Origin of the sequence: Micromonospora sp. NPDC049089 (genome assembly GCF_040648775.1) — a bacterium.
In the GTDB taxonomy this organism is placed as follows: domain Bacteria; phylum Actinomycetota; class Actinomycetes; order Mycobacteriales; family Micromonosporaceae; genus Micromonospora.
This window is the reverse complement of sequence record NZ_JBEZEH010000147.1, coordinates 1-18,485: the sequence shown is the minus strand read 5'-3', so window position 1 is coordinate 18,485 and position 18,485 is coordinate 1. Positions and strand designations below refer to the sequence as shown.

Annotated in this window: 18 protein-coding genes, 1 pseudogene and 1 riboswitch; of the genes and pseudogenes, 13 read left to right on the top strand and 6 right to left on the bottom strand. The window is 72.4% G+C overall.

The features are described 5' to 3' along the window. Positions 1-536, bottom strand: a pseudogene (locus AB0B48_RS23115) (hypothetical protein); the annotation flags it as partial. A 239-nt stretch (positions 537-775) separates the two neighbouring features. Here AB0B48_RS23115 and AB0B48_RS23110 point away from each other — a divergent pair. The 4 genes from AB0B48_RS23110 to AB0B48_RS23095 all read left to right on the top strand — a co-directional run bounded on the left by AB0B48_RS23110 (position 776) and on the right by AB0B48_RS23095 (position 6,276). After that, positions 776-3,268 carry a tetratricopeptide repeat protein gene (locus tag AB0B48_RS23110; RefSeq protein WP_357204706.1) on the top strand — a complete coding sequence of 831 codons (2,493 nt, stop codon included), beginning with the start codon at positions 776-778 and terminating at the stop codon, positions 3,266-3,268. 85 nt (positions 3,269-3,353) lie between these two features. Next, positions 3,354-3,911, top strand: a complete 558-nt coding sequence (gene def, locus AB0B48_RS23105) for a peptide deformylase (RefSeq protein WP_357189739.1) — start codon at positions 3,354-3,356, stop codon at positions 3,909-3,911. A 5-nt stretch (positions 3,912-3,916) separates the two neighbouring features. Next, positions 3,917-4,843, top strand: a complete 927-nt coding sequence (gene fmt, locus AB0B48_RS23100) for a methionyl-tRNA formyltransferase (protein ID WP_357204704.1) — start codon at positions 3,917-3,919, stop codon at positions 4,841-4,843. A gap of 80 nt (positions 4,844-4,923) precedes the next feature. Then, entirely contained in the window at positions 4,924-6,276 is a 1,353-nt protein-coding gene (locus AB0B48_RS23095; RefSeq protein WP_357204710.1) for a transcription antitermination factor NusB, read from the top strand. A gap of 96 nt (positions 6,277-6,372) precedes the next feature. Here the strand turns inward: AB0B48_RS23095 and AB0B48_RS23090 are convergent, their stop codons facing one another. Beyond that, a complete protein-coding gene (locus tag AB0B48_RS23090; protein WP_357204702.1) occupies positions 6,373-7,263 on the bottom strand; it encodes a septum formation family protein in 891 nt (296 codons plus the stop codon). 82 nt (positions 7,264-7,345) lie between these two features. Beyond that, the gene (locus AB0B48_RS23085) at positions 7,346-8,236 is read right to left on the bottom strand and encodes a septum formation family protein (RefSeq protein WP_357204700.1); all 891 of its coding nucleotides are present in this window, start codon (positions 8,234-8,236) and stop codon (positions 7,346-7,348) included. Positions 8,237-8,490: 254 nt separating this feature from the next. On the opposite strand from AB0B48_RS23085, the gene rpe reads away from it, so the two are divergent. The 7 genes from rpe to ribH all read left to right on the top strand — a co-directional run bounded on the left by rpe (position 8,491) and on the right by ribH (position 14,699). After that, complete coding sequence (rpe, locus tag AB0B48_RS23080) at positions 8,491-9,171, top strand: ribulose-phosphate 3-epimerase (protein ID WP_357204699.1); 681 nt, start codon at positions 8,491-8,493, stop codon at positions 9,169-9,171. 1 nt (position 9,172) lies between these two features. Then, positions 9,173-10,129, top strand: a complete 957-nt coding sequence (locus AB0B48_RS23075; RefSeq protein ID WP_238686775.1) for a response regulator — start codon at positions 9,173-9,175, stop codon at positions 10,127-10,129. 78 nt (positions 10,130-10,207) lie between these two features. Then, positions 10,208-10,378, top strand: a riboswitch (FMN riboswitch). Between the two features lie 165 nt (positions 10,379-10,543). After that, complete coding sequence (gene ribD, locus AB0B48_RS23070) at positions 10,544-11,605, top strand: bifunctional diaminohydroxyphosphoribosylaminopyrimidine deaminase/5-amino-6-(5-phosphoribosylamino)uracil reductase RibD (RefSeq protein ID WP_357204697.1); 1,062 nt, start codon at positions 10,544-10,546, stop codon at positions 11,603-11,605. 1 nt (position 11,606) lies between these two features. Then, a complete protein-coding gene (locus AB0B48_RS23065; RefSeq protein ID WP_357204695.1) occupies positions 11,607-12,251 on the top strand; it encodes a riboflavin synthase in 645 nt (214 codons plus the stop codon). After that, a complete protein-coding gene (gene pnuC, locus AB0B48_RS23060; protein WP_357204693.1) occupies positions 12,251-12,934 on the top strand; it encodes a nicotinamide riboside transporter PnuC in 684 nt (227 codons plus the stop codon). Before AB0B48_RS23065 ends, pnuC begins: the two co-directional genes overlap by 1 nt. Then, positions 12,931-14,196, top strand: coding sequence for a bifunctional 3,4-dihydroxy-2-butanone-4-phosphate synthase/GTP cyclohydrolase II (locus AB0B48_RS23055; RefSeq protein ID WP_357204691.1), 1,266 nt, complete (start codon positions 12,931-12,933; stop codon positions 14,194-14,196). Before pnuC ends, AB0B48_RS23055 begins: the two co-directional genes overlap by 4 nt. A 2-nt stretch (positions 14,197-14,198) precedes the next feature. Continuing rightward, positions 14,199-14,699, top strand: a complete 501-nt coding sequence (gene ribH, locus AB0B48_RS23050) for a 6,7-dimethyl-8-ribityllumazine synthase (RefSeq protein ID WP_030335701.1) — start codon at positions 14,199-14,201, stop codon at positions 14,697-14,699. Positions 14,700-14,727: 28 nt separating this feature from the next. Here ribH and AB0B48_RS23045 read toward each other — a convergent pair whose 3' ends face one another. From AB0B48_RS23045 to AB0B48_RS23035, 3 genes are read right to left on the bottom strand one after another with little or no spacing between them, the layout of a single operon-like run. Continuing rightward, entirely contained in the window at positions 14,728-15,471 is a 744-nt protein-coding gene (locus AB0B48_RS23045; protein WP_357204689.1) for an amino acid ABC transporter ATP-binding protein, read from the bottom strand. A 3-nt stretch (positions 15,472-15,474) separates the two neighbouring features. Continuing rightward, a complete protein-coding gene (locus tag AB0B48_RS23040) occupies positions 15,475-16,311 on the bottom strand; it encodes an amino acid ABC transporter permease (RefSeq protein WP_357204708.1) in 837 nt (278 codons plus the stop codon). Between the two features lie 5 nt (positions 16,312-16,316). Continuing rightward, positions 16,317-17,180 (bottom strand): ABC transporter substrate-binding protein, encoded by an 864-nt coding sequence (locus AB0B48_RS23035; RefSeq protein ID WP_357204687.1) that lies wholly within the window; start codon positions 17,178-17,180, stop codon positions 16,317-16,319. Between the two features lie 133 nt (positions 17,181-17,313). Here AB0B48_RS23035 and AB0B48_RS23030 point away from each other — a divergent pair, with 133 nt between their 5' ends. Together AB0B48_RS23030 and hisG are read left to right on the top strand one after the other, a co-directional pair. Further along, the gene (locus AB0B48_RS23030; RefSeq protein WP_030335709.1) at positions 17,314-17,577 is read left to right on the top strand and encodes a phosphoribosyl-ATP diphosphatase; all 264 of its coding nucleotides are present in this window, start codon (positions 17,314-17,316) and stop codon (positions 17,575-17,577) included. A 49-nt stretch (positions 17,578-17,626) separates the two neighbouring features. Beyond that, positions 17,627-18,472 carry an ATP phosphoribosyltransferase gene (gene hisG, locus AB0B48_RS23025; RefSeq protein ID WP_030488425.1) on the top strand — a complete coding sequence of 282 codons (846 nt, stop codon included), beginning with the start codon at positions 17,627-17,629 and terminating at the stop codon, positions 18,470-18,472. Positions 18,473-18,485: the final 13 nt, after the last annotated feature.

Genomic DNA, 18,485 nt, shown 5'->3' with positions numbered 1-18,485 from the left:
AGCTGACCCACTATCGAGTGGGCGATCAGCAGGTAGAACAGCGGGTCGGCGAGGAACGCCTCGGCGGACGGCGCGGATGCCAGTGGCCGGGCGGCCCGCAGCCGGTCGGCCGCGGCCATGAGTTCCCGCTGCGAGTACGCGGCGGGCAGCACCTGGGTGGCGACGGTGGCCCGGGCGTTGGCCACCAGGTTGGCCGGCGGCTCCCCCTTCCAGTAGACCTGGAGGTGGCGGGTGGTGGGGTCGGCGACGATGCCGGCGAAGCCGGAGTTGACGCTGCGCTGCGCCGCGTTCGTGATCTGGGCGGCGGCGTTGTTCATGCGCTGCTGCACCCGGAGCAGCTCGGACCAGGAGGCGAAGCCGCCGGGCACCGGCGTGCTGTCGATGAACGATCCGGTGGCGGGGGCCTTGCCCCCGGGTGCGGCGGTGGCCGGTGTGGCGGTCAGGCCGGCGGCGAGCAGCGTGAGACTGATCGCGGTGACGGCGACGCGACGCAGCGTCGCCACGGGGCGCCGGGTGGTCGGGTGTGGACGGATCATCGGGTACCTCTTCCCCCAGGGGTCGTGGAGCGGGCCGTGCCCGCACCAGGACGGTGGCAGGGGCGTCGACGCCATGGGGCGGATCCTGGACGGGACTGGACACCGCTGGACACTGTTGGACGGGGCGACTGTCCGTAGTGGAACTGTCATACATTGGCAGCCGTCTATCGATCGGCGTAGGGCCGGAATTACCCTGCCCGTGCGCATCCGGGGGGCCGGATGACCGGGGTGGGGGTCGCATGTCTGAGCAGTGGATACCGTCCGGCACTCATCAGACGTCACACGGGTCAGCCGAGCTGGTCCGCGTCTGCACCGAGACGCAGACACTGCCCGAGCTGGCCGGGTTGCTGCGCCAGCTGCGCCGCCGCGAAGCCCGGCAACAGGGCGAGACCCTGCTGACGTACCGACAGTTGGCCGCGAAGACCGGCTGGTCACGCGGGATCCTCGGCGAGTATTTCGCCGGCAACATCCTGCCGCCACCGGAGCGGTTCGACGTCCTCATCCGACTGCTCGGGGCCAGCCCCGCCGAACAGGGGGTGCTGGCCACCGCGCGGGACCGGGTCGAAGAGCGACGCCGACGCCCGAACCGGGAGCACGCGACCAGCGGGCGGGCGGTCGCGCGGGCCGGGGTCGGCGGCCCGCGCGCCGGCACCACGTCCCCCCGGTTCCCGATACCCCGCCAGTTGCCCCCGGCGCTGCCCGGGTTCGTCGGGCGGGCGACCCAACTCGCCCAGCTCGAGGCCGAATGCGCTCGCGCCGTGGCACCCGGGAACGAGGGCATGGCGTCGGTCACCGTCATGACGTTGTCCGGTACGGCCGGGGTCGGCAAGACGACCCTCGCTGTCAACTTCGCGCACCGGGTCGCCGACCGCTTCCCGGACGGCCAGCTCTACGTCGACCTGCGCGGGTTCGACGCCACCGGATCGGTGGTGACGGCCGTCGAGGCGGTCCGAGGTTTCCTGGAGGCCCTCGAAGTACCGCCCGAACGCATCCCCACCCACCTGCCCGCGCAGGTGGGCCTCTACCGCAGCCTGCTCGCCGGCCGCCGGATGCTGGTGCTGCTGGACAACGCCCGCGACGCCGACCAGATCCGACCCCTGCTGGTCGGCAGCCCGAACTGCCTGGTCCTGGTGACAAGCCGCAACCGGCTCGCCGGGCTGATCGCGGCCGAGGGCGCCCGGCCGATCGGCGTCGACCTGCTCAGCACCGCCGAGGCCTGGCAACTGTTGGCCCGGAGGCTCGGCACTGACCGGTTGGCGGCCGAGCCACAGGCGGTGGACGAGATCATCGAGCGGTGTGCGCGGCTGCCGCTGGCGCTGGCCGTGCTCGTCGCGAGAGGTGCGGAGAAGCCGACGTTCCCGCTGGCCACCCTCGCCGCCGAACTGCGGGCGGCGCCGCGACCACTCGACTCGTTCGACGGAGGGGACGCCGGCACCGACGTGCAGGCCGTCTTCTCCTGGTCGTACCGGAGCCTGACCCCGGCGGCGGCCCGCCTGTTCCGGCTCTTCGGCTGCCATCCCGGACCGGACATCGGGTTCGCCGCGGCGGCCAGTCTGGCCGGGCTGCCCCGGGCCCAGGTGCCCCGACTGCTGGCCGAGCTGGCCCACGCGCACCTCGTCACCGAGCACGCCCCCGGTCGGTTCGGCGCGCACGACCTGCTCCGGGCGTACGCGGCCGAGCAGGTCGAACGTCTCGAACCGGGGCAGGCCCGGCGGGCCGCGATCCGGCGCGGGCTGGACCACTACCTGCACACCGCCCACGCGGCGGCACTGCTGCTGCAACCGGGTCGGGACCCGGTCACCCTCACCGCCCCCGCGCCGGGTGTGCTGCCCGAGGAGATCACCGACCTCGGTCAGGCGCTCGCCTGGTTCAGCGTCGAGTATCCGGTGCTGCTCGCGGCCGTCGCCCACGCGAGGCGGGCCGGGTTCGACGGTCACGCGTGGCAGCTGGCCTGGACACTGGTGGACTTCCTGCAACGCCGGGGGCGGTGGCCGGACCTGGCCGTGGCCCAGCGCAACGCCCTGGCCGGGGCGCAGCGGGCCGGCGACCGACCCGGGCAGGCGAACGCCCACCGCGACCTCGCCAGGGTGCTGTCCCGGCTGGGTCGGGTGAATGAGGCGGCGAGGAACTACCGGCAGGCCCTGGCGATCTTCGCGGAGCTGACCGACCACACCGGGCAGGCGCGCACCCACCGCGCGTTCGGCGCGATGCTCGACGGGCTCGGCCGGCACGCCGAGTCCCTGGAGCAGAGCGAGCGGGCCCTGGCGCTGTACCGGGCCGCCGGGCACGTCGCCGGGGAGGCCAGCGCCCGCAACGCGGTCGGGTGGGCGTACGCCCAGCTCGGCCGGTACGAGCCGGCGCTCGGGCACTGCCGGGAGGCGTTGGCGCTGCTGCGGACGACAGGGGACCGGCACGGCGAGGCGAACACCTGGGACAGCCTCGGCTTCATCCACGCCCGACTGGCTGACCACCCGGCGGCGATCCGCTGTTTCCAGCGGGCCCTCGGGCTGTATCGGCGGGTCAGCGACCGCTACGACGAGGCGGACACCCTGTCCCGGCTCGGCGAGAGCCGGCAGGCGGTGGGGGACGCGGCCGGCGCCGCGCGTACCTGGCGGCGGGCCCTGGTCATCCTCAACGATCTTGGCCACCCGGACGCCGAGCGGGTACGGGAGTTGTTGGCCGGGCAGTCCGGGCAGTCCGCCGGTGACGCTGGGCACACCGGCGGTGGTTGAGCGAGGTGCGCCGCCCGGCGTCCGGCCGGGCACTCCGTAGACTGGTACGGCACCGCTCGTCCATTCGAAGAAGGAGCCGTCCCGCGTGACCGTCCAGCCCATCCGTCTGTTTGGGGATCCGGTGCTGCGCACGCCGGCCGATCCGGTGGTCGATTTCGACGCCGAGCTACGTCGGCTCGTCGCCGACCTCACCGACACGATGCGTGAGCAGAACGGCGCCGGCCTGGCCGCGCCGCAGCTCGGTGTGAGCCTGCGGGTGTTCACCTTCGACGTCGACGACGTCCTCGGGCACCTGATCAACCCGGTGCTGGAGTTCCCCGACGAGGAGGAGCAGGACGGCCCGGAGGGCTGCCTGTCCATCCCCGGGCTCTACTTCGACACCAAGCGTCGGCAGAACGTCATCGCCAAGGGCTTCAGCTCGTTTGGCGACCCCATGCAGATCGTCGGCACCGGCCTGATGGCGCGCTGCGTGCAGCACGAGACCGACCACCTCGACGGGGTGCTCTTCCTGGACCGACTGGACCCGGAGGGGCGCAAGGAAGCCATGAAGGCGATTCGCCAGGCCGAGTGGTACGACGCGGCGGCCCCGCCCACGGTCAAGCTCAGCCCGCACATCAGCGACCCGTTCGGTCTGGGGCGCTGACCCGAATGCGCGTGATCTTCGCCGGTACGCCGGCCGTCGCCGTTCCCGCCCTGGCCGCCGTCGCCGCCTCCCGACACGAGCTGGTGGCCGTTGTCACCCGGCCCGACGCGCCCGCCGGGCGTGGACGGGGCCTGTCCCGCTCACCGGTCGGCGAGTGGGCCGACGAGCACGGCGTCGAGGTGCTCACCCCGGCCCGTCCCCGCGACCCGGAGTTCCTCGACCGGCTTCGCGAGCTGGAGCCGGCCTGCGTGCCGGTGGTCGCCTACGGCGCGCTGGTGCCGCCGGCGGCCCTGGAGATCCCCCGGCACGGCTGGATCAACCTGCACTTCTCCCTGCTGCCCGCCTGGCGTGGCGCCGCGCCCGTGCAGCACGCCGTGCTGCACGGTGACGAGCTGACCGGGGCCAGCGTCTTCCAGCTGGAGGAGGGCCTGGACACCGGCCCGGTCTACGGCACGCTGACCGACGAGATCCGCGCCACCGACACCTCCGGGGACCTGCTGGGAAGGCTCGCCGACTCCGGCGCCGGGCTGCTGGTGGCGGTGCTCGACGCGATCGACGAGGGCACCGCCCGGGCCGAGCCGCAGCCGGCCGACGGGGTGTCGCTGGCGCCGAAGCTGACAGTGGACGACGCGCGGGTGCGCTGGAGCGACCCGGCCTTCGCCGTGGACCGGCGGATCCGGGCCTGCACGCCCGCGCCGGGCGGCTGGACGACGTTCCGCGACGAGCGGGTGAAGCTCGGCCCGGTCGTCCCGGTGCCCGACGGCCCCGAGCTCAAGCCGGGGGAGTTGCTGGTGGAGAAGTCCCGGGTGCTGGCCGGCACGGCCACAGTGCCGGTACGTCTCGGCGAGGTCCGGGCCGCGGGCAAGCGGGCGATGAACGCGACCGACTGGGCGCGCGGCGTCCGGGTCGGCACTGGAGAGGACTTCGCGTGACGGCACCGGAGGGAACCCGACCGACGCGCTCCGGCCCGTCGACCAGCCGTGGCGGGGACCGCCGCCCGGTCCGGCCACCGATGGACCGGCCGCGCCGCGCCGCGTACGAGGCGGTGGCGGCGGTGCACCGGGACGACGCGTTCGCCAACCTGGTGCTGCCCATCATCCTGCGGGAGGAGGGGCTGTTCGGTCGGGACGCGGCCTTCGCCACCGAGCTGACCTACGGCACCCTGCGCCACCTGGGCACGTTGGACGCGATCCTGACCGACGCGGCCGGCCGGGACGTGGCCCGGATCGACCCGCCGGTACGCGACGCGCTGCGGCTCGGGGCGTACCAGCTCCTGCACACCCGGGTGCCGCCGCACGCCGCGGTCTCGTCGACTGTGGACCTGGTCCGTTCGGTCGCACCGGGCGCTACCGGTTTCGCCAACGCGGTGCTGCGCGAGGTGTCCACCCGTGACGCGGACGCCTGGGTGGCGAAGCTCGCACCGCCGAGGGAGACCGACCCGGTCGGGCACCTCGCGTTGGCGTACAGCCACCCGCAGTGGATCGTGCGGGCCTTCTCCGAGGCGCTCGGTGGCGATCTGGGTGAGACGGAGCGCCTCCTGATCGAGGACAATGAGCGCCCGCCGGTGCACCTGGCCGCCCGGCCCGGCCTGATCGACCCGGTCGAGCTGGCCGACCAGGTCGGCGGCGCGCCCGGTGCTTTCTCGCCGTACGCCGTCTATCTTCCCGGCGGCTCGCCGGGCGACATCCCGGCGGTGGTCGACGGCCGGGCCCACGTCCAGGACGAGGGCTCCCAGTTGGTGGCCGCCGCGCTCGCCGACGCGCCGCTGGACGGCCCGGACGGACGTTGGCTGGACCTGTGCGCCGGCCCGGGTGGCAAGGCCGGGTTGCTCGGCGCGCTGGCCGCGCAGCGGGGTGCCCGGGTGACGGCTGTGGAGGTGGCCGAGCACCGCGCTCGGCTGGTCTCCCTGGCGACCCGGGACCTGCCGGTGGCTGTGCTGACCATGGACGGCCGTGAGGTCGGTGGCGACCCGAAACTGCCGGAGCAGCACTTCGACCGGGTGTTGGTCGACGCGCCGTGTACCGGACTGGGGTCGTTGCGTCGTCGGCCGGAGTCACGCTGGCGTCGCCAGCCGTCCGATCTGCCGCCGCTGACCCGGCTGCAACGGGAACTGCTCGGCGCGGCGCTGCGGGCGGTCCGCCCGGGTGGCCTGGTCGCCTATGTGACCTGTTCGCCGCACACCGTCGAGACGCACGTGACGGTGACCGAGGCGGCCCGCCGTAGCGGGGTTCCGGTGGACTTCGTGGACGCCCGCCCGCTGCTGCCGGCCGGCATGCCCGGTCTCGGTGACGGGCCGACAGTGCAGCTCTGGCCACACCGCCACGGCACCGACGCGATGTTCCTCGCCGTCCTGCGCCGAGGCTGATCCGTTCCACGCGTCCGGCCGGTCAGCCGACCGGCCGGACGCATGCGCTCATGCTCTGCGCGACCGGGCTTCCGCAGGCCTAGGTGACCGGGAGGCCTAGGTGACCGGGAGGCCCTTGGTGCCGGCGTTCTTCATCGAGCGGGTCAGGTTCCGGTCGGAGATCCAGAGGAAGCACTGCACGCCCCGGTTCCCGTTGCGCCATTCTTCCTCGTACGGCTGGTAGTAGATCGTGCCGGCGCGGAAGTCGAGCTGGGAGTTGTCCGGGACCTTGGCGTACTTGGCGATCATCGTCTGGCAGGCCCGGTGGGTCCGCTTGGTGCCGCGGGTGAACTCGGCGTAGCTGGTGTCCGGCGCCTGCCAGACCCCGACGAACTCGGCGTGGTGCTTGGCCGTGCAGGAAACCGGCACCATCTCGTCGATGTCGTCCTTGACCAGCTTCGGGTTGAAGCAGCGGTACGCCAGCGGGGCCGGCCCGGACAGCGCGCCCCGGAGGCTGCCGGTGCGCAGGTCGACAGCGGTGTCGTCGATGCTGGCGATCTCGGTGACGTCGCAGCGGTACCAGCGGGCCCCGCCCGACCAGGCCTGCGGCGACGGCAGGACGACGGTCAGGCCGAGCCGCCCGGAACGCCAGTCGGCCCCCACCGCCTTGTTGACCGCCGTGTCGCACCCGGTCTGCGCGGCCCGCATGCCGGCCGAGCCGGGCTGCGGGGGCGTGCCGGCCTCGGCGCCCGGACCGGTGAGGGTGCCCACGTGCATGGTCTCCACCCGGTGCGCCTCGGTGCACGCCGTCGGGTTGTAGCCGGTCAGGAAGCCGACCTGCTGGGAGCTCTGGTGGCAGATGTCGGCGGAGGGGACGAACTGCTGCGCCGCGACAGGCGCCGGCCAGTCGTCGGTGAGGTCACTGTCGACTCCGGCGGGTGCGCCGCACCCGGCCAGTGCCAGGGCCAGCGCCCCACCCCCGGCGAACACCGCCAACCACCGTCGCATCCCGACCTCCCGCCGCTGCTGGCCTCCGACCGGACCCAGCCGGTCGATTGCGCCACGGCGCAGCAGCATACGGCACCGATGCTCAGATCGCGGGCAGTCCCTCCGGGCCGACGTCGCGCATCGAGCGGGTGAGTTTGCGGTCGTCGCTCCACAGGAAACAGCGCACCCCACGGTCGCCCTCCTCCCACTCCCGCTGCGACGGCGGGTAGTAGATGGACCCGGCCCGGTACGGCAGCTCGCTGTTGTTGGGTACCGCCGCGTACTCGGCGATCAGCGCCATGCAGCGCCGGTGCGCCTGCTCGGCGGACTTGGCGAACTCCGCCCAGCTGATGTCCCGCTCGTCGTAGACGCCCACGAACTCGGCGCGGTGCGGCTCGGTGCAGAGCACCGGCGCCATGTAGTTGAGGTTGTCGCCGATCAGTTTGGGGTCGAAGCAGCGGTGCGTCAGGGGCGTGTCGCCGATCAACGCGCCGCGCAGGCTGCCGGTGCGGTTGACCGGGCGGGTGTTGTCGATGCTGCCGGTCTCGCTGAGGTCGCAGCGGTACCAGCGGGCGCCGCCGGCCCAGGCGGGCGCGGACGGCAAGGCGAGGGACAGCGCGAGTCGGGCCGTGTGCCAGTCGCCGCCGAGCACCTCCCGGGCCCGCTGGTCGCATTCGGCGCGAGCCGTGCGCAGCGCCTGCGATCCGGGTTCCGGTCGGGCCTCGGTCAGCGCGTCGGGTCCGACGAAGGTGCCGACGTGGATGGCCTCGGCCAGGTGGTTGCGCGCGCAGTCCACCGTCTCGTACGTGCTGGCCTGCACGACAGTGGCGATCCGTGGCAGGCAGGTGTCGGTGGCGGGGGTGAACGGTTTGGGAACCCGCAGCGTCGGCCAGTCGTCGGTGAGATCACCGTCCGCGCCTCGCGCCGGCGCGCAGCCGGCCAGCAGCATCGTCGTGACGCTGGCCAGCGCCAGCGCTGGAAGCCACCGTCGCATCGTCCGCCCTCCCGGGAGCTGGCGGCCGGTCGCCGCGCCCCGCGGCGAGACCCCGGCGGGCGTGCAGCTTACGGCACCGTCCCGGTTGGAGTGTCGTCGCGTTTCCGTCGATCGGCCAGTGGCTGATATCTGTTCGTCCGGATTCGGGGGCCCGGAGCGTCCAATTCTGCACCAATGGTCACTGCTGGGTCACAGGGCGTCCCCAAAGGTGCCGCGATGCGGGTGGCGGATGGCCACGTTCGTACACTGGCCCCGTGACCGTACCGCCGCCGATCGTCGCGCCGAGCATCCTGGCCGCCGATTTCTCCCGCCTCGCCGAAGAGGTCCGTGCCGTCGAGGACGCCGCGGACTGGTTGCACGTCGACGTGATGGACAACCATTTCGTGCCGAACCTGACCATTGGGCTGCCCGTGGTGCAGAGCCTGCGGGCTGTCACGGCGATGCCCTTCGACGTGCATCTGATGATCGAGGACCCGCGCCGGTGGGCCCCCGGGTACGCCGACGCCGGGGCGTACAACGTCACCTTCCACGCGGAGGCGTCCGACGACCCGGTGGCGCTCGCCAAGGACCTGCGCTCGGCAGGCGCGAAGGCGGGCCTGGCCATCGACCGGGACACCCCGATCGAGCCCTACCTGGACCTGCTGCCCAGCTTCGACACCCTGCTGATCATGACGATCAAGGCGGGCTTCGGTGGGCAGCGGTTCATTCCGCAGCTCCTGGAGAAGGTGCGGACGGCCCGGCGGCACGCGTCGGCCGGGCACCTGGAGCTGCGCATCGAGGTGGACGGCGGGATCGCCGCCGACACCATCGAGCAGGCGGCGGCGGCCGGCGCCGACGCGTTCGTGGCCGGCACCGCCGTGTACGGGGCCGCCGATCCGGCGGAGGCGGTACGGCACCTGCGGGCACTGGCGGAACGCGCGGCGCCCGGGGCCTGAGGTGGAGCCCGAGGCCGACCGCAAGGACATCATTCTCGTCGTGGACGACGACGAGGACATCGCCCGGTTCGTCGAGTTCAACCTGCGGCTGCACGGCTTCGAGGTGATCCACGCCAGCGACGGCCAGGAGGCCCTGGAGGTCATCGAGCGCCAACGGCCGGACCTGGCGGTGGTCGACCTCATGATGCCCCGGATCGACGGGTTGGAGCTGACCCGCCGGTTGCGCGCCGACCCGATGACGTCCGCCCTTCCGGTGATCATGCTGACCGCCAAGGGGATGACCGTCGACAAGGTGCACGGGCTCAGCGCCGGCGCCGACGACTACCTGGTCAAGCCGTTCGACACCGCCGAGCTGGTGGCCCGGGTCTCATCCACGCTGCGCCGGAACAAGGAGTTCCGGGAGGTTTCCCCGCTGACCGGGCTGCCCGGCAACAGCCGGATCCGTCGGGAGATCAGCGATCGGGTCCGCAACGGCGTGGACTACGCCGTCGGCTACGTCGACATCGACCGGTTCAAGAGCGTGAACGACAGGTACGGCTTCGTGCGCGGCGACGACTTCATCTCCGCGCTGGCCCGCAGCCTGCACCGGGCGGTGGTGGGCGTCGGGCTGCCACCGGCCTTCCTCGGTCACGTCGGCGGCGACGACTTCGTCATCGTCTGCGCCCCGGACCAGGTGCGCCCACTGACGTCCCGGGCGGTCGTCGACTTCGAGAACGCCGCCGACACGCTCTACGACCAGACCGACCGGGAGCGTGGCTTCGTCGAGTTGAAGGATCGACGCGGCAACATCCGGCGGGCGGCCCTGGTCACGCTCTCCATCGGGGTGTCCCTCTCCGACGCCGGCAAGCGGTTCACCGACCCGCTCGAAGCGATCGCGGTGGCCTCGGAGATGAAGACGGTGGCCAAGAGTCAACCGGGCTCGTACGTGGCGGTGGACCGGCGTCGAGGCGTCACCTGAGCGTGATAACGCTGTGAAGTAGCTCGCCTAGGTGGCGACGGAGGCGGATCGGCGTGTAAGACTTCCCGTGTACCCACCACGCGCTGGCGGGACTCGGTGAAATTCCGAACCGGCGGTGATCCACGGTTTGACCGTGGTCAGCCCGCGACCCGGACGGCTCTGCCGTCCGGTGGACCTGGTGAAAATCCGGGGCCGACGGTTGGGGGCGGTTCGTCCGCGCCCAGAAAGTCCGGATGGGAGACAGCGCGCGGGACGGACGGGTCCGAGCCGGCCGCTGGCTTCAGCGTGCCGTGCCGATCCCCCGGGGCGGCTGTGCCGTTCCCGGAATCCGCCACCGCCTGCCCGTGGCCCCATGGCCACCGCCTCCCTGACCGCCAGCGCGCGGACGGCGAGTGAGAGGGCAGGGGCAGCGCGATGGCCAGCGTCTCCGTTGATGAGGCGATGCGGCGTGCGATCGAGTTGGCGGCGCGCGGGCTCGGCACCACCAGCCCCAACCCCGTGGTCGGGTGCGTGCTCCTCGACGAGAACGGCGAGGTCGTGGGCGAGGGATTCCACGCGTACGCCGGGGGGCCGCACGCCGAGATCGTCGCCCTGGCGCAGGCCGGGCGGCGGGCCAAGGGCGGCACCGCGATCGTCACTCTGGAACCCTGCGACCACACCGGCCGCACCGGCCCCTGCAGTTCCGCGCTCGTCCAGGCCGGGGTGGGCCGGGTGGTCATCGCCGTACCCGACCCGAACCCGGTCGCTTCCGGGGGTGCCGCCACGTTGCGCGCCGCCGGGGTCCGGGTCGATCTGGGGGTACGCGGCGAGGAGGCCGAGGCCGGCAACGTCGCGTGGTTGACCTCGATGCGCCGAGGCTGGCCGTACGTGATCTGGAAGTACGCCGCCACGCTCGACGGTCGCTCCGCCGCGGCGGACGGCACCAGCATGTGGATCACCTCGGAGGCGGCCCGGATCGACGTGCACGCGCTGCGCGGCACCGTCGACGCGGTCATCGCCGGGGTGGGCACCGTGCTCGCCGACGACCCCCGGTTGACCGCCCGCAACCTGCGCGACGGCAGCCTGGCCATCCGGCAGCCGCTGCGGGTGGTGGTGGACAGCTCGGGGCGTACCCCGGCTGACGCCAAGGTCCGCGACGGCGCCGCACGCACCTGGATCGCGACCGCCGACGAGGTCGGCGCCGACCCGGACGGCCGGGTCGACCTGTCGGCGCTGCTCGCGGCGCTGCACCAGCGCGGGGTCCGCGCGGTGCTCCTGGAGGGCGGCCCCCGGCTGGCTGGCGCGTTCCTGGAGGCCGGCCTGGTCGACAAGATCGTCGGGTACGTCGCGCCGCGGTTGCTCGGCGCCGGCCCGACGGCTCTGGTCGACGCGGGAGTGACCACCATCGCTGAGGCCATCGATCTGGAGTTCGTCGACGTTACGCAGATCGGTCCGGATCTCCGGATCACTGCTTTGCCCCGGAAAAGGGAGGGCTGAGATGTTCACCGGCATTATTGAGGAATTGGGCGAGATCGTCCGGGTGGCGCCGACGGCAGGCGATTCGGCGCTGCTGGGCGTACGCGGCCCGCTGGTCACGTCCGACGCCCGCCACGGCGACTCGATCGCCGTCAACGGTGTCTGCCTGACCGTCGTGGACGTGGCCGATGGTGTCTTCACCGCCGACGTGATGGGGGAGACGCTGCGCCGCTCCGCGCTGGGCGCGCTGCGCCCCGGCGACCCGGTCAACCTGGAGCGGGCCGCCGCGCTCGGTAGCCGGCTCGGTGGGCACCTGGTGCAGGGCCACGTCGACGGCGTCGGTGAACTGATCTCCCGGGAGCCGGCCGAGCAGTGGGAGACGGTCCGGTTCCGGCTGCCCGCCGCCCTGTCCCGGTACGTGGTGGAGAAGGGCTCGATCACCATCGACGGTGTCTCGTTGACAGTCGCCGCGGTCGGCGCGGACGAGTTCGCCGTCGGGCTGATCCCGACCACGCTCAAGCTGACCACGCTCGGCGCGAGAGGCGTCGGCGACCCGGTCAACCTGGAGGTCGACGTGTTGGCCAAGTACGTCGAGCGGCTGCTCGGCGACCGGCTCACCCACGCCGACGCCCGCGGGCTGGCCTCGGACCAGGGCGGGGTGGCCTGATGGGTCCGCTCAGCTGGCTGCTGGACGCCCAGGTGCACGTCGCCGGGTCGCCGGTGCTGGCCAGGGAGATCGTCGGCAACGCGTTCGGGCTGGTCTCGGCGTTGCTCGGGTTGCGCCGGCTGGTCTGGGCGTGGCCGGTCGGCATGGTCGGTAACGCGCTCCTGCTCACCGTCTTCCTCGGCGGGGTGTTCGCCACCCCGCAGGAGCACGACCTGTACGGGCAGGCCGGCCGGCAGGTGTTCTTCTTCGCGGTCAGCGTCTACGGCTGGTGGCGTTGGCAGCGCAACCGTCGCGGCGATTCCGGGCAGGCCGCTGTCGTCCCGCGCTGGGCCACCGGGCGGGAGCGGCTGATGCTGCTGCTGGCCGCCGTGGTCGGCACCGCCGCGGCGTACCCGCTGCTCAAGGCCCTCGGTTCGTGGGGCCCGCTGCCCGACGCCTGGATCCTCACCGGCAGCCTGCTGGCCACGTACGGCATGGCCCGCGGCTGGGTGGAGTTCTGGCTGCTCTGGATCGCTGTGGACGCGGTCGGGGTGCCGTTGCTGCTGCGCGGCGGGTTCTACCCCTCGGCCGTCATGTACCTGATCTACGGCGCCCTCTGCGTCTGGGGCTTCGCCGCCTGGTGGCGCACCTCCCGCGCCACGGCCACCGTTCGTAAGCCCATCTACCGGGAGGCCGTCGCATGACCAGCTTTGGGGATATCGAGCAGGCGATCGCGGACATCGCGGCTGGCCGGCCGGTCGTCGTGGTCGATGACGCGGACCGGGAGAACGAGGGCGACCTGATCTTCGCGGCCGAGTTGGCCACGCCGGAGCTGATGGCGTTCATGGTTCGCTACACCTCCGGCTACGTCTGCGTGGCGCTCACCGAGAGCGAAGCCGACCGGCTCGACCTGCCGCCGATGCACCACACCAACCAGGACCGGCGCGGCACCGCGTACACGGTGACGGTGGACGCCCGCGAGGGCGTCAGCACCGGCATCTCGGCGGCCGACCGCGCGCACACCAGCCGGCTGCTCGCCGCCGCGGCGACCGAGCCGACCGATCTGGCCCGCCCCGGCCACGTGGTGCCGCTGCGCGCTCGCGAGGGCGGGGTGCTGCGCCGGCCGGGGCACACCGAGGCGGGGATCGACCTGACCCGGCTGGCCGGGCTGCGTCCGGCCGGCGTGCTCTGCGAGCTGGTCAACGACGACGGCACCATGATGCGCCTGCCCGACCTGGAGAAGTTCTCCGCCGAGCACGGCCTCACGCTCGTCACCATCGCCGACCTGATCGCCTACCGCCGGCGTACCGAGAAGCAGGTCGAGCTGGTCGCCGACGCCCGGATGCCGACGAAGCACGGGGTGTTCCGGGCGCTCGGCTACCGCGCCGAGCACGACCCGGCCGAACATGTCGCGATGGTGCTGGGTGACATCGGTGACGGCCAGGACGTGCTGGTCCGGGTGCACTCCGAGTGCCTGACCGGGGACGTGTTCGGCTCGCTGCGCTGCGACTGTGGACCGCAGCTGGACGCCGCACTGGCTCGGGTCGGGCAGGAGGGCCGGGGCGTGGTGCTCTACGTCCGTGGGCACGAGGGGCGCGGCATCGGCCTGCTGCACAAGCTGCAGGCGTACCAGTTGCAGGACCAGGGCCGCGACACCGTCGACGCCAACCTCGACCTGGGCCTGCCGGCCGACGCCCGCGACTACGGCACCGGCGCGCAGATCCTCTACGACCTGGGCGTGCGGTCGATGCGGCTGCTGACCAACAATCCGGCCAAGCGGGCCGGCCTGGAGGGGTACGGGTTGACCATCACCGGCCGCGAGGGGCTGCCGGCCGGCGCGCACCCGGAGAACATGCGCTACCTGCGCACCAAGCGGGACCGGATGGGTCACCTGCTGGACGAGTTGGACGAGGTCTCCGAGGCGCCGCTGGGGCGTCCGGTCGCCAACGACGAGATCGGAGCATGACGATGGCGGGTTTCGGTGAGCCGGGAGTCGAGGCGGTCGACGCCGCGGGGCTGACCGTCGGGGTCGTTGCCGCCCGCTGGCACGGCGAGCTGACCGATCACATGCTGGAGCGTGCGGTGGCCGCCGCCGAGGCGTGCGGCGCGCGTTCCGTTGTCGCCCGGGTCGCCGGCTCGGTCGAGCTGCCGGTGGTCGCGCAGGCCCTCGCCCGCCGCTGCGACGTGGTGGTCGCCCTCGGCGTGGTGGTCCGTGGGGCCACCGCCCACTTCGACTACGTCTGCCGTTCGGTCACCGACGGGCTGACCCGGGTGGCGCTGGACGAGGGCAAGCCGGTGGCGCACGGCGTGTTGACAGTGGAGACCATCGAGCAGGCCCGTGACCGCGCCGGTCTGCCCGGCTCGGCGGAGGACAAGGGCTGGGCCGCCACGGTGGCGGCGCTCGACGCGGCGCTGGCCGTACGGACGGTGGCTGCGGGCAACGCCCAACGGGTCGGCTTCGGCGGCTGACACCTCTGCCGCCTCTGAAGGCCCGCCTTCAGAGGCGGCCGGCCTCGATGATCCGGCGCAGGAACTGTCGGGTACGAGGCTGCGTCGGCTCGCCGAGCACCTGCTCGGGCGGGCCGCTCTCGACCACCCGGCCGGCGTCGAGGAAGCACACCTCGTCGGCGACGTCCCGGGCGAAGCCCATCTCGTGGGTGGCCAGCACCATGGTCATGCCGTCGGCCTTCAGGTCGCGGATCATCGCCAGCACCTCGCCGACCAGCTCCGGGTCGAGCGCGGAGGTGACCTCGTCGAGCAGCATCAGTCGAGGTGAGTTGGCCAGCGCCCGGACGATCGCCACCCGCTGTTGCTGCCCGCCGGAGAGCCGGTCCGGGTAGGCGTCCGCCCTGGCGGCGAGCCCCACCCGGTCGAGCAGCTCCCGGGCCTGCGCCTCGGCCTCCGCCCGGCCCCGCCCGTGTACGCGACGCGGCGCGAGGGTGATGTTGTCCAACACGCTCAGGTGCGGAAAGAGGTTGTACGCCTGGAACACCATGCCGATCCGCCGCCGGACCCGGTCCGGGTCCACCCGGGGATCGGAGATGTCCTCCCCGTCCAACTCGATGGTGCCGTCGTCGAGCTCGTCGAGCAGGTTGACGCAGCGCAGCAGGGTCGACTTGCCGGACCCGGACGCGCCGATCAGGGCCACCACCTGATGCTCGGCGACGGTCAGGTCGAGTTGGTCGAGCACGGCGTGCCCGCCGAACTCCTTGCGCAGGCCCCGGCAGCGCAGCAACGCCATGGATCAGCCTCCCGACTGTCGGCGGGCCGCGCGCAGCGTCACCCAGTCGGTGACGGCGATCAGGGGGATCGCGAGCAGCACGAAGAGCACCCCCGCCACGATGTACGGCGTGTAGTTGAAGGTCTGGGCGGTGGCGATCTGCGCGGCGCGGACCGCGTCGATCGGCCCGGCCAGCGAGACCAGCCCGACGTCCTTCTGCAACGCCACCACGTCGTTGAGCAGGGGTGGCGCCACCCGGCGGACGGCCTGCGGCAGGACCACGTGCCGCATCGTCTGCCGGTGGGTCAGGCCCAACGAGCGGGCCGCGGCGAGTTGGCTGGAGTGCACCGACTCGATGCCGGCCCGGAACACCTCGGCGAGGTAGCCGCCGTAGGTGAGGACCAACGCGATCCCACCCAGCACCAGCACCGGCGGCATGCCCTGCAACCGCAGCCCCGGCACACCGAGGGTGAGCAGGTACAGCACGATGATCAGCGGTAGGCCGCGGAAGGTGTAGGTGTAGCCGGCGGCCAGCGCGCGGACCGGGAAGAAGACCGGCCCGCGCAGCGTCCGCAGCACGGCGAGCACCAGCCCGAGCAGCAGCGCGCCGACCGCACAGCAGACCAGCAGCCGTACGTTGAGCCAGAGCCCGCTCAGCACCGTCGGCAGCGCGTCGCGGGCGATCTCCGGATCCAGGAACGACCGCCGGACCCGGTCCCAGCCCGGCGCTCCGGTCACCGCGAGCACCAGCAGCGTGCCGAGCGCCGCCGTCGAGGACGCCGCGACGAGCACGCTGAGGACGGTCTGCCGACGCCGGTACGCCGACCGCCGCAGCTGCGCCTCCGAGGGCACCCGATCCAGAAGCGTCACCGCAGCTCGGCCGCCCCCGCCACCTGGGCGAGCCACTTCTGTTCCAGCTCCTTCAACGTCCCCGCGGTGGTGAGCTGACCGACCGCCCCGCTCACGCAGGAGGTCAGTGGGGAGTTCTTGTCCAGCAGCAACCCGAACGCCTCGGGCGTACCGACCTGCGGCACCTGCCCGACGATCACGGCGTCGGTGATCTCCGCACCGGTGATGTAGAAGGCGGTCGGAAGATCGACCACGAGACCGTCCAGCTGCCCGTTCTGAAGGGCCTTCTTGGCATCGTCGTTGCTGTTGTAGACCTGCGGCTTGGCGGCCGGCTTGATCACGTCGGTGATCGCCTGGTAGCTGGTGGTGCCCACCTGCGCGCCGAGCCGGGCGTCCCGCAGCTCGGCCAGCGACTTCCGGCCGGCGATCTTCGAGGACTTCAACGCGATGACGGTCTGCCGCACCAGGTAGTACGGCGCGGAGAAGTCGACAGCCTGCTTGCGTTCGTCGGTGATGGAGAACTGGTTGATGTCGAAGTCGAAGTCCTTCGGCCCCGGCGCGATGGCGGTGTCGAACTTGACCCGGGTCCAGGTGACGTCGGCGCGGGTGTAGCCGAGCTTCTCGGCCACCGCGTACGCGACAGCGGATTCGAAGCCCTCACCGCTGTCCGGCTTGTCCTTGGCGAACCACGGCTCGTACGCGGGCTGGTCGGTGGCGATGGTCAACTTGCCCGGCGTACGCGTGGGCAGGCTGTCCTTGGCGCAGGACGGTGCTGCGGTGACAGTGGGGGTCGGGTTTTCGTCCTGTGGCGCGCATCCGGCGGTGGCTACGACGACGGCACCGGCGAAGGTGAGCGTGAGGAGACGTGAGCGGCTGGCCATGGCGGACAGCGTAGAGCTCCATGGGCATCGATCGACAATTGTCCCACCATGTTGGTAGGGAATTGTCCGCTTACTGGATTTCGGCAGACCCGGACGTGGGGTGCCGCCGGGGTGGCTGGAAGAATCGTTCCCTGTGAAGACGTTCGAGGAGTTGTTCGCCGAGCTGCAGGCCAAGGCCGCCGCCGGCACCCCGGGCTCGGGCACCGTCGCCGCGCTGGACAAGGGCGTGCACTTCATCGGCAAGAAGGTCGTCGAGGAGGCGGCCGAGTCGTGGATGGCCGCCGAGCACGAGGGGCCGGAGCGCACCGCCGAGGAGATCTCCCAGCTGCTCTACCAGGTCCAGGTGCTGATGCTTGCCAGCGGTCTCGAGCTCAAGGACGTCTACCGACATCTGTGAGTGCCCCCACCCCTGTTGATCGCCAACCGGATCGAAGGAGCACTCCGTCATGCTGCGTGTCGCCATTCCCAACAAGGGCACCCTGGCCGAACCGGCCGCCCAGATGCTGCGCGAGGCGGGCTACCGCCAGCGCACCGACCCCAAGGACCTCGTCTGCCGGGACGAGGCCAACGACGTCGAATTCTTCTACCTGCGTCCGAAGGACATCGCCACCTACGTCGGCTCCGGTGACCTCGACCTCGGGATCACCGGCCGGGACCTGCTGATCGACTCGGCCGCGCCGGCCGAGGAGGTCGTCGACCTCGCCTTCGGCCGGGCCACCTTCCGCTTCGCCGCCCGCCCCGACGACATCGCCTCGGTGCAGGAGCTGGGCGGCCACCGCATCGCCACCGCGTACCCGGGGCTGGTCGAACGGCACCTCGGCGAGGTGGGCGTCAAGGCCGACGTGATCCGCCTCGACGGCGCGGTGGAGAACGCCGTACGCCTCGGCGTCGCCGACGTGATCGCGGACGTGGTGGAGACCGGCGCGACCCTGCGCCAGGCGGGCCTGGTGGTCTTCGGCGAGCCGCTGCTGCGCTCGTCGGCGGTGCTGGTCCGGCGTGCCGGCGCACCCGCGCAACCGCAGGCCGAGCAGTTGCTGCGCCGTCTGCACGGTGTGCTGGTGGCCCGCCGCTACGTGATGCTCGCCTACGACGTGCCGGCCGGTCTGCTGGACCGGGCCAGCGGGCTCACCCCGGGCATCGAGTCGCCCACCGTGTCGCCGCTGCACCGCGAGGGCTGGGTGGCGGTGCAGGCAATGGTGCTCCGCGACGACGTGCACCGGATCATGGACGAGCTGTACGAACTGGGCGCCCGCGCCATCCTCGTCACCAACATCCACGCCTGCCGCCTCTAACCCCCCCACCCCC

Coding starts and splice junctions, on each gene's coding strand:
- AB0B48_RS23045 (WP_357204689.1), bottom strand. CDS start 15,471: ATGGCGTTGCTGCGCTGCCGGGGCCTGCGCAAGGAGTTCGGCGGGCAC.
- AB0B48_RS23110 (WP_357204706.1), top strand. CDS start 776: ATGTCTGAGCAGTGGATACCGTCCGGCACTCATCAGACGTCACACGGG.
- AB0B48_RS23090 (WP_357204702.1), bottom strand. CDS start 7,263: ATGCGACGGTGGTTGGCGGTGTTCGCCGGGGGTGGGGCGCTGGCCCTG.
- AB0B48_RS23095 (WP_357204710.1), top strand. CDS start 4,924: ATGGACCGGCCGCGCCGCGCCGCGTACGAGGCGGTGGCGGCGGTGCAC.
- ribH (WP_030335701.1), top strand. CDS start 14,199: ATGGCGGGTTTCGGTGAGCCGGGAGTCGAGGCGGTCGACGCCGCGGGG.
- ribD (WP_357204697.1), top strand. CDS start 10,544: ATGGCCAGCGTCTCCGTTGATGAGGCGATGCGGCGTGCGATCGAGTTG.
- AB0B48_RS23035 (WP_357204687.1), bottom strand. CDS start 17,180: ATGGCCAGCCGCTCACGTCTCCTCACGCTCACCTTCGCCGGTGCCGTC.
- pnuC (WP_357204693.1), top strand. CDS start 12,251: ATGGGTCCGCTCAGCTGGCTGCTGGACGCCCAGGTGCACGTCGCCGGG.
- AB0B48_RS23055 (WP_357204691.1), top strand. CDS start 12,931: ATGACCAGCTTTGGGGATATCGAGCAGGCGATCGCGGACATCGCGGCT.
- fmt (WP_357204704.1), top strand. CDS start 3,917: ATGCGCGTGATCTTCGCCGGTACGCCGGCCGTCGCCGTTCCCGCCCTG.
- AB0B48_RS23085 (WP_357204700.1), bottom strand. CDS start 8,236: ATGCGACGGTGGCTTCCAGCGCTGGCGCTGGCCAGCGTCACGACGATG.
- hisG (WP_030488425.1), top strand. CDS start 17,627: ATGCTGCGTGTCGCCATTCCCAACAAGGGCACCCTGGCCGAACCGGCC.
- AB0B48_RS23065 (WP_357204695.1), top strand. CDS start 11,607: ATGTTCACCGGCATTATTGAGGAATTGGGCGAGATCGTCCGGGTGGCG.